Genomic DNA, 478 nt, shown 5'->3' with positions numbered 1-478 from the left:
CCGGCACCTGCGCTACGAACGGACCTACTCCGGGCTCCCCGTCCTGGGCGGCGACCTCGTGGCGCACCAGGCCCCGAACGGAACCCTGCGCGGTGTCGACCGCGCGTCCGACGCACCCCTGACCGGCCTGAACACCTCACCCGCCCTGAACGCCGCACGGGCCCAGACCACCGCGCTCGACACCCAGCCCGGCACGTCCGTCAACCGGCCGCCCCGGCTCGTGGTCTGGGCGGCCGACGGCGCCCCGCGCGTGGCCTGGGAGACCGTGATCGCCGGGACCGCCGACGACGGCGGCCCGAGCAAGCTCCACGTGATCACCGACGCCACCGACGGCGAAGTGATCCGGACCTTCGAGGGCGTGCAGACCGGCACGGGCCACGGCGTCCACGTCGGCGAAGTCCCGATCGGCACCACCCCGACCGACTCCGGCTACCAGCTCAAGGACGGAACGCGCGGCGGCACCTACACCACCGACATG

At 74.1% G+C, this 478-nt stretch carries 1 pseudogene; it reads left to right on the top strand.

Annotated elements, in window-relative coordinates:
- Positions 1-478, top strand: a pseudogene (locus PUR56_RS10800) (M4 family metallopeptidase); the annotation flags it as partial.

It is taken from the genome of Streptomyces sp. BE303 (assembly GCF_036290945.1).
Classification (GTDB): domain Bacteria; phylum Actinomycetota; class Actinomycetes; order Streptomycetales; family Streptomycetaceae; genus Kitasatospora.
Note: the sequence above shows the minus strand (reverse complement) of the source record. Positions and strands in the feature narration are given on the sequence as shown.